At 71.0% G+C, this 8716-nt stretch carries 10 protein-coding genes; 3 read left to right on the top strand and 7 right to left on the bottom strand.

Annotated features, from left to right (window positions below; all coding sequences use genetic code 11):
• Positions 1-86 precede the first annotated feature (86 nt).
• The 3 genes from msrA to M3N57_05940 all read right to left on the bottom strand — a co-directional run bounded on the left by msrA (position 87) and on the right by M3N57_05940 (position 2093).
• Positions 87-572, bottom strand: coding sequence for a peptide-methionine (S)-S-oxide reductase MsrA (msrA, locus tag M3N57_05950; GenBank protein MDP9022239.1), 486 nt, complete (start codon positions 570-572; stop codon positions 87-89).
• A 46-nt stretch (positions 573-618) separates the two neighbouring features.
• Positions 619-960, bottom strand: a complete 342-nt coding sequence (locus M3N57_05945) for an HPF/RaiA family ribosome-associated protein (GenBank protein ID MDP9022238.1) — start codon at positions 958-960, stop codon at positions 619-621.
• Positions 961-1061: 101 nt separating this feature from the next.
• Positions 1062-2093, bottom strand: coding sequence for an aminotransferase class I/II-fold pyridoxal phosphate-dependent enzyme (locus M3N57_05940; GenBank protein MDP9022237.1), 1032 nt, complete (start codon positions 2091-2093; stop codon positions 1062-1064).
• Between the two features lie 156 nt (positions 2094-2249).
• Between M3N57_05940 and M3N57_05935 the strand changes: the two genes are divergently transcribed.
• Positions 2250-3014 (top strand): DUF72 domain-containing protein, encoded by a 765-nt coding sequence (locus tag M3N57_05935; GenBank protein ID MDP9022236.1) that lies wholly within the window; start codon positions 2250-2252, stop codon positions 3012-3014.
• A gap of 130 nt (positions 3015-3144) precedes the next feature.
• Positions 3145-3495, top strand: coding sequence for a nuclear transport factor 2 family protein (locus tag M3N57_05930; protein MDP9022235.1), 351 nt, complete (start codon positions 3145-3147; stop codon positions 3493-3495).
• Between the two features lie 5 nt (positions 3496-3500).
• Here M3N57_05930 and M3N57_05925 read toward each other — a convergent pair whose 3' ends face one another.
• From M3N57_05925 to M3N57_05915, 3 genes are read right to left on the bottom strand one after another with little or no spacing between them, the layout of a single operon-like run.
• Complete coding sequence (locus M3N57_05925) at positions 3501-4307, bottom strand: inositol monophosphatase (protein MDP9022234.1); 807 nt, start codon at positions 4305-4307, stop codon at positions 3501-3503.
• Positions 4307-5341, bottom strand: a complete 1035-nt coding sequence (locus M3N57_05920; GenBank protein MDP9022233.1) for a 6-phosphofructokinase — start codon at positions 5339-5341, stop codon at positions 4307-4309. Before M3N57_05920 ends, M3N57_05925 begins: the two co-directional genes overlap by 1 nt.
• A 44-nt stretch (positions 5342-5385) precedes the next feature.
• Positions 5386-6174: a 1-acyl-sn-glycerol-3-phosphate acyltransferase gene (locus tag M3N57_05915; protein MDP9022232.1), complete on the bottom strand. Its 789-nt coding sequence runs from the start codon at positions 6172-6174 to the stop codon at positions 5386-5388.
• A gap of 166 nt (positions 6175-6340) precedes the next feature.
• Here M3N57_05915 and M3N57_05910 point away from each other — a divergent pair, with 166 nt between their 5' ends.
• Positions 6341-6556 (top strand): hypothetical protein, encoded by a 216-nt coding sequence (locus M3N57_05910; GenBank protein MDP9022231.1) that lies wholly within the window; start codon positions 6341-6343, stop codon positions 6554-6556.
• A 31-nt stretch (positions 6557-6587) separates the two neighbouring features.
• Here M3N57_05910 and M3N57_05905 read toward each other — a convergent pair whose 3' ends face one another.
• On the bottom strand, positions 6588-8681 hold the full coding sequence (locus M3N57_05905; GenBank protein MDP9022230.1) for a prolyl oligopeptidase family serine peptidase: 2094 nt from the start codon (positions 8679-8681) through the stop codon (positions 6588-6590).
• Positions 8682-8716: the final 35 nt, after the last annotated feature.

Genomic DNA, 8716 nt, shown 5'->3' with positions numbered 1-8716 from the left:
CACGGTCAGGTGGAAGTTGGGGTCGATGAGCGTCGGCGTCGCCACCAGCAGCCGGCCGCGCAGCGACTCGGCCATCGCCCCTCCGTTCAGTCGGCCAGCTCGACCGTGCACGAGGCCAGGCCGCGTTCCTCGAGGTAGCGCTGGTGGTAACCCTCGGCCCGCCAGAACACCGCGGCAGGCTCGATCGCGGTGACGATCGGTCGGCGGTAGCGCCCCGACCGGTCACGGGCTTCCCGCGAGGCCTTGGCGGCTGCGGCTTGCTCCTCGGAGTGGGTGAAGATCACGGAGCGGTACTGTGAACCGACATCGGGACCCTGCCGGTTGAGCTGCGTCGGGTCGTGGCTGTCCCAGAACACATCCAGCAGATCGTCGTACGAGACACGTTCGGGGTCGTACTCGACGTGGACCACCTCAGCGTGCCCGGTGCGGTCGGTGCACACCTGTTCGTAGGTGGGGTCGTGGACGTGGCCGCCCATGTACCCGACGGCGGTGGCGGTGACGCCCTCGACCTGCCGGAACGCCGCCTCCACACCCCAGAAGCACCCCGCCCCGAACGTCGCCGTCTCGTTCATCGGCTCCCCTCAACACGTTCGCCGCACTGAAGGACCAGGATACGGATCACGGACGGTGCCGTTCCACGGTCATCTTGTCGACCTCGGTGTCGATCCTCCGCCATAGCTCGTTGCGAACCTCCATGAGCGCGTCCTTCATGGCCGGCTTGCGCGACGTCACCACGATCCGCTGCATCTTGGGCAGACGGGCTTCGAGCGTGACCTGCTGGTCGTTTCCGTCACGATCCTTGACCGAGAGCTCGAGGTCGACGGCGTCACCGTTGAACCGCTTCAGCCGTCGGTCGAGCTTGCGCAGCCTTCCGACGATCTCGTCGCGTTCGGCTTCCGGGAAACCGTTGCCCAGACGCAGCTGATCCACGGATGCGCGGTCGTCGCGGCTCGTCGCCATGCGATCTCCGATCTGATCGTGCGGTACGTCAGCGTCGCGTCCAACCTATGCCACCGGCGTGGCCCATGTGAGGTTCGTCGACGGTGCCCCGTCTCGACTCCTCAACGCGCCAGGGCGGAGCCGATGGACCGTGCAGCACGCACACATCCGGCGCGGTCGACGTCGAGGTGGGTGACGAGGCGGAGCGTCCGCGGACCCAGCGCCCCGCACAGGACGCCGGCGGCGGCGAGCTCGTCGGCCACCTGGTCCGCGTCGGCCGGAGCGGTGTCGACGTAGACCATGTTGGTGTGGACCTGGCCGACGTCGACCGCGTTGGGCACGGACTCGACCAGCGTCTCGGCCAGGATGCGTGCGTTGGCGTGATCTTCGGCCAGGCGGTCGCGGTGGTGGCGTAGAGCGTGCAGACCGGCTGCGGCGAGGACGCCAGCCTGGCGCATCGCGCCGCCGTACCGTCGCCGCCACCGGTGCGCCTCCGCGATCGCGTCGCCGTCCCCGACGAGCACCGAACCGACCGGCGCGCCGAGCCCCTTGGACAGCGAGAACATCAGCCCGTCTGCGACCCGCCCGTACGCGTCCGGGTCGACGCCCGCAGCGACCGCCGCGTTGAAGATGCGCGCCCCGTCGAGGTACAGGCGCACGCCGGCGGTGCGCGTCGCGTCCGCGATCGCCTGCAACCGGGCGAGCGGGTAGACCGTGCCGCCCCTGCGGTTGTGGGTCTGCTCGACCGCGACCAGCGAGGTCGGCGTCAGATGGTAGGCGTCGGGACGGACGGCGGCGGTGACCTGCTCCTGCGTCAGCAGCCCGTCCGGGGTGTCGACCGTGCGGAACTGCACCCCCGCGAGCACCGCCCCGGCGCCGTCCTCGTAGTCGACGATGTGCGCATCGGACTCGACAACGACCTCGGTGGCGGGGCGGGCCAGGACCCGCAGCCACAGCTGGTTGGCCATCACCCCGGACGGGACCAGCAGTGCCGCTTCGCGGCCGAACAGGGCCGCTGCCTCCTCCTGGAGGGCGTTGACGGTCGGGTCCTCGCCGTACACGTCGTCACCGACGTCGGCGTTGGCCATGGCGCGGCGCATCGCGGGCGTCGGGCGGGTGACGGTGTCCGAGCGCAGGTCCACGACGTCGGGCACGGCTGCTCCTGGGCGGTGTCGCTACCGTAGGCCGGCCACGACGCTGCCGCCGGGTGTCGGCGTGATGATGGTGTGACGACCGCTGCGATCTTCCCCGGAGATGACACGCGACGAGGGCCGACGACCCTAGCGTGGCCTGGAGGACAGCCGCTCAGCGTGGGGCAGCCTGTGGCCGGAGACATCCGCGTCGGGACGAGCGGCTGGCAGTACGACGACTGGGACGGCCGGTTCTACCCCGACGGCGTCGCTCGGACGCGCTGGTTCGACCACTACGCCAAGATCTTCCCCACCGTCGAGGTCAACTACAGCTTCTACCGCCTGCCGCGGACGTCGACCACGCAGCGCTGGCACGACCGCGCGCCCAACCGTTTCCGGTACGCCTGCAAGGGCAGCCGGTACGTCACCCACAACCTCAAGCTCGGGGAGGGCTCGGCGGAGGCGGTCGGGAACGTGATGCAGCGCATGGCGCCGCTGAAGACGTTCCTCGCCGTGATGCTGTGGCAGCTCCCGCCGAACCTCGGCAAGGACGTGCCTCGTCTGGACCGGTTCGTGTCGATCCTCCCCGCCGGCGTGGGTCACGCCGTGGAGTTCCGTCACACATCCTGGATCGACGACGAGGTCTTCGACACCCTCGACCGCCACGGGGTCGCGCACGTGTGGTTGAGCTCCCGTCGGATGCCACCCGACCGCACCCGCACCGGGGACCTGGTGTACGTGCGCTTCCACGGTCTCGGTGAGGAGCAGTACCGCTACGACTACTCCCCCTCGGAACTGGAGCCGTGGGCGGAGGCGGTGGTGGAGGCGGTCGCGGACGGCTCGGACGCGTACGTGTACTTCAACAACGACTACCAGGCGAACGCCCCCCGCAACGCCCGCACGTTCATCGAGCTGCTGGGAGATGCCGCGCTGCCGTGGCCGTAGGCGTGGATACACGGCAGCTGTCGGTCGACCGGCCGAGCCGACGCGACATTGCGAGCGTCCCGACACGGGAGTTGGATGGCGACACGGGCCCACGCTCACCGGTGGTCCCGACCCGATGACAGGACCGGCCATGGCCCGCACGCCGCGGGAGACGTTCCAGCACCACGTCCAGGCCCTGGGCGCGGAGGACCTCGACGAGATCGTCTCGGACTACACCGACGATGCCATCTTCATCGGCAACGGCATCGTGCGGCGCGGGAAGGAGGGGGTGCGGCAGGGGTTCGTCGAGCTGATCGAGACCGTTCCGAACGCGTCTTGGCAGTTGCCCACGCAGGTCTTCGAGGACGACGTCCTATACCTCGAGTGGACCGCCGACTCGAGGGACAACCGGGTCGACGACGGCACCGACACGTTCGTGTTCACCGAGGACGGCCAGATCCGTGTCCAGACGGTCAAGTACACCCCTCGATCGACCGGCTGAACCCGTCAGGTCTCCGCCCGCTGGACCCCGATCTCATCCAGAAGCCACGTGGACAGCGCATCGTGGATGGGGCGGTGCCCGGCGAAGATGCACGTTCCGTCCTCCGAGCCCACGGTCAGCTGGTGCAGCGACACGGCCCCGCCGGCCTCCTGCACCAACAGCTGACCGGCGGCGCGGTCCCACGGCTTGAGCCCGAACTCGTAGTACGCGTCGAACCGGCCGGCCGCGAGCCAAGCCAGGTCGAGGGCGGCCGCACCGACCCGTCGCACGTCGCGGACGCGCGGGAGCAGATCGGCGACCCACCGCCCCTGCTGTTCGCGTACCGCCGGTCCGTAGCTGAACCCGGTCGCGACCAGGGCCATGGACAGCTCTGCGGCGCTGCTGCGGACCTGGAGCGGTCGGCCGTTGCAGACCGCACCGCCTCCGCGGCGGGCCGCGAACGTCTCGCGGCGGTGCGGGTCACGGACGACTCCGACCACCATGCCGTGTTCGTCCTCGCACGCGATCGACACGCACCACGCCGGAACCCCGTAGAGGAAGTTGACCGTGCCGTCCAGCGGGTCGATCACCCAGCGCAGGCCACTGGTCCCGGCGCGGTTGGAGGCGTCCTCCTCGCCGATGATGCCGTCGTCGGGGCGGGCCTCGAGCAGGCCACCGGTGATGCTCTCCTCGGACGCACGGTCGGCCTCGGACACGGGATCGGTGGCGCTGCTCTTGGTGTCGAACTCCAACGTGCGCGACGCGTAGCTCAGCAGCAGGTCGCCGGCGTCCTCGGCGACGCGCGAAGCGAGCTCCACGAGCTCGTCTTCCATCACCCGAAGAAGGTCTCGGCGATCTCGTACAGGTCCCGCGGGACCTGTTTGAGCTCCTTGGTGGCGTCCTGCAGTGCGACAGCTTCGACGTGCTGGCCGATCAGGCCGGTCATCGTCCCCCACTCGCCACCGCGGGCCAGCTCGACCGCCTCGACGCCGAAGCGTGTGGCCAGCACCCGGTCGGCTGGGTGCGGGCTGCCTCCGCGCTGCACGTGGCCGAGGATCGTCACCCGCGCCGGGAACGACGTCCGCCCCTCGATCTCACGAGCGATCACGTGGCTGATCCCACCCAGGACGGGGCGGCCGAACTGGTCCTCCTCGTACTCGGGCATCGCCATGGTCCCCTCGGCCGGCCGTGCTCCTTCCGCCACGACGACGATCGAGAAGTCACGGCCGGACCCGGCCCGATGCTTGATGTGGCGGCACACCGCCGCGATGTCGAAGTTGAACTCCGGGATGAGGATCGCGTCGGCACCACCAGCCATGCCGGCGTAGGTCGCGATCCAGCCGGCGTGGCGGCCCATCACCTCCAACACCATGACGCGGTTGTGGGACTCGGCCGTCGAGTGCAGCCGATCGACCGCGGCGGTGGCGATACCGACCGCCGTGGTGAACCCGACCGTGAGGTTGGTCCCACCCACGTCGTTGTCGATGGTCTTGGGGATCCCGACGAGCGGGATGCCTTCGTCGGTCGCGAGTCGGGTCGCGGCGGACAGGGTTCCCTCTCCCCCGACGACGATCAAGCCGTCGAGACCGTGGATGTCCAGCGCCTCACGGATGCGATCCACCCCGCCGGGTTCGCGGAGCGGATCGACCCGCGACGTGCCGAGGATCGTCCCGCCGCGGTGGAGGATCCCACGGGTGGACGAGATCGTGAGCGGCTCGACCTGCATCTTGAGCACCCCGGCCCAGCCGTTGCGGAAGCCGAAGCAGTTGATGTTGCGCTGCTCGGCCCTGCGGACCACGGCACGGATCACGGCGTTGAGGCCGGGGCAGTCACCACCGCCGGTCAGGATTCCGATCCGGTTGGTCACGCGCCGCCTCCTCGTCGCCGATCTCGACGTCCATCGTAGGTGGGTCAGCGGCCAGGACCCGGACGGTCGCCCGCGCCTGTGCTGGTCAGCTGGCCGCGCGGGACGGTCGCACGCCGATGTGTACGGACGGGGCCGGGCGGTGGTCGCCGCTGCGAGACGGTCACCGCACCGGTCTTGACGGACGCCGCGTACTCGTCGACGTACTCCTGTCCGGACAGGAGCATGATCTCGTACATCAGCTCGTCGGCGGCTGACCGCAGCAGGAACGGGTCGTCGTCCGGCCCGCGGTAGCGGGACAGATCCAGCGGTCGCCCGTAGCGGACCGTCACGGGGCGGCGGCGCGGCAGGAACCGCCCCGGCGGCTGCACCTGGCGGGTCCCGACCACGCCGCAGGGCACGATGGGCACGTCACCCGCGAGCGCCAGTCGGATCGGCCCGGTCTTGCCCCGGTACAGGCGGCCATCGGGGCTCCGCGTCCCCTCCGGGTACACCCCGAGCAGATCACCGCGCCGCAGGACCTCCAGTCCGGCCTGCAGCGACTGCTTGGCCTTGTCGCCGCCCTGTCGGTAGGTCGGGATCACCCCCACCCCCTCGAAGAACCACCGGGTCCGCCACGACTCCCAGTACTCGGCCTTCCCCAGGTAGTACACCGGCCGGTCGAGGGGGAGCGGCAGGAGCAGGGAGTCGATGAACGACAGGTGGTTGGAGGCCAGGATGGCGCCGCCGGAGACCGGGACGTGCTCGGCCCCGTCGATGTAGAGGTGGAGGTAGCGGGTCAGGACCGGCCCCAACGTGGTGTGCAGGATCCGGTACAGCAGCGGAGCGTCCTTCATCCCCGGCATGGCGTCCCACTGATCGGTCCCCGCTACCCTGCGAGCGTAACGGCGGCTGGACGCGGCAACGGTCGTCGGCCCGCCGCGAGGACGCCTTCACCGGTGCCCGAGAGACCCTGGAGCTCTGCCGACGGGCGCCATCCCGCTGCGAGGGACACCGTCAACCGTGCCCGATGAACAACGGCCGCTGCTGTCCGAGCGTCTCCGGCGGTTGGCCACTCCCCTGGGGGTGCTGCTCGCGGCGTTGCTGGTCGTCACGTTGGCGTTCGAGGGTCCGCGGTGGCTGGCGACGTTCGTCGCCATCGCTGTCGTGGTGCTGGTGCTGTGGTTGCGGTCACGGTCCACCCATGACGACGGTCCGTACGGTCCGGGAGCGTCGTGACGTTCAGCGGCAGGCGCGCGACCGGCCTCGCTCATCGCACTCCCAGAGCGTCGCGGACGAACGCCAACTGCAGGCGGAGCAGGTTCTCGGCGACCGCCTCCTGCGGCGTCATGTGGCTCACCTCCGACAGCGGGAGGAAGCTGTGGGGGCGCCCGGCTTCCAGTAGGGCCCGTGACAGCCGCAGCGAGTGCGCCGCGACGACGTTGTCGTCGGCGAGCCCGTGGATCAGCATCAGCGGGCGGTCCAGCCGATGAGCGTCGTCGAGCAGGGACGAGCGCCGGTAGGCATCGGGGTGGTCATCGGGGTGGCCGAGGTACCGCTCGGTGTAGTGGGTGTCGTACAGCCGCCAGTCGGTGACGGGCGCGCCAGCGACCGCGGCGTGGAAGATCTCGGGGCGGCGAAGGACCGCCAACGCCGCCAGGTAGCCCCCGAAGGACCACCCGCGGATGGCGACCCGTCCGAGGTCGAGCCGCGGCTCGTGGTCAGCAGCGGCCTGCAGCGCAGCGACCTGGTCGTCGAGGACCGGCCCGGCCAGGTCCAGGTGGACGGCGCGCTCCCAGGCCGATCCGCGGGCGGGTGTTCCGCGCCCGTCGACGATCAGGACCGCGAACCCGTGGTCGGCGAACCACTGCGGGATGAGGAACCCATGGTGGGCTCGCAGGACCCGTTGTGCGTGGGGGCCACCGTAGGGATCGACGAGCACGGGTAGGGAGCCGCCGGGATCGTCGGTGGGGCGGAGCAGCGCGCCCCGCAGACGGCGCGGACCGAGCTCGAGCAGCTCGACGTGGGGCGCGATCAGCGGCGTCGCCGCGTGCGATGTGATCCGGATGTCACCGCGGCCGTGGCGTCGGACGGTGACCGCCACATCGTGCGAAGCCAGCGTCGTGGAGCTCACCACGACCACGTCGCCGCCCGCCGTCGCGGCGTGCACGCCGGGCTCGGACGTCAGCGGCTGCGGGGCGCTGCCGTCGACGGGGACGGCCACCACGTGGATCTGGGTGGGGTCGTCGTCCGATGCGGTGACCAGCACCCGTTCGGCGTCGACGTGGACGACGCTGCGGACGTGTAGACGCGGGGGGGACACCGCAACGCCGTCGATCAGCACCCGTCGGACGCCGTCACCGTCGGCTGTGGTCACGAGCCGTCCGGCGGGGAGCCAGCTTGGCACGCCGCTGACCAGATCCACCCAGTGACGGTCGGTGTCCTCGGCCACCACCCGGGTGGTGGCGCGGTCCGGGTCGGCGACCAGCGTCCGGGTCCGTCGCTGGTCGCGGCTCTGCACCAGGATGGTCAGCGGCCCGCCATCGGACTCCCAGCGCACGGCTGCCATGTACGGGAACGTCTCACGGTCCCAGTCGATGCGGCGGCGCTCCCCGTCGAGTTCGACGATCCACAGCGTCACGTCGGCGTTGGCGGTGCCCGCTGCCGGGTAGGCGACCGCGGTCGGTTCCGTCCCCGGTTCGGTCGGGTTGGCGATCCACCAACGCGCCACTGAGGCCTCGTTGACCCGCGCCGCGGCGAGCCGTTCACCGTCGGGTGACCACCAGTACCCGCGGGAACGGCCCATCTCCTCGGCGGCGACGAACTCGGCCACGCCGAAACGCACGCCGTCCTCGCGGGCGACGCACCGAGCGGTGTCCGCAGCCAGGTCGACCACCCAGAGCGCTCCCTCACGCACGTACGCGACCCGCCGGGCGGTGGGGTCGGGGCGCGGGTCGTACACCGCGTCGGCTCCCCCGACGCGACGGACCGCGCCGGTGGCGACGTCCGCGACGTGCAGTCGCCCCCCCAACGCGAACGCCACCAGGTTCAGGTCGCGGTCACCGGCGAACGACACGATCCCGGAGCCTGCCTCGCGCAGGCGTTCTCGGCGGGCCCGCTCCTCGGAGGGCAGCGTGTCGGCATCGACGTCGGCGAGGGCGGCCGGGTCCGCCAGCAGCCGCTCCTCACCACGATCGACATCGAACGACCACAGCAGGTGAACGGGGTCCTCGGCCCCGCCCGAGCGACGGAACAGCACCCGCGAACCGTCGGCTGCGACGGTCAGATCACGCGGCCGCCCGAGGGTGAACCGCTGGGTCCGCGCCGACTGCCGCGGGAACCGGTCGCGCCCGCTGCCGGTCACGCGGCGGGCTCACCGCGGGCGCGGCCGGTCGGCGG

The sequence above is a fragment of the Actinomycetota bacterium genome (assembly GCA_030776725.1).
Lineage (GTDB): Bacteria > Actinomycetota > Nitriliruptoria > Nitriliruptorales > JAHWKO01 > JAHWKW01.
The sequence above is the reverse complement of the archived record's forward strand: the minus strand, read 5'-3'. Positions and strand labels throughout refer to the sequence as shown.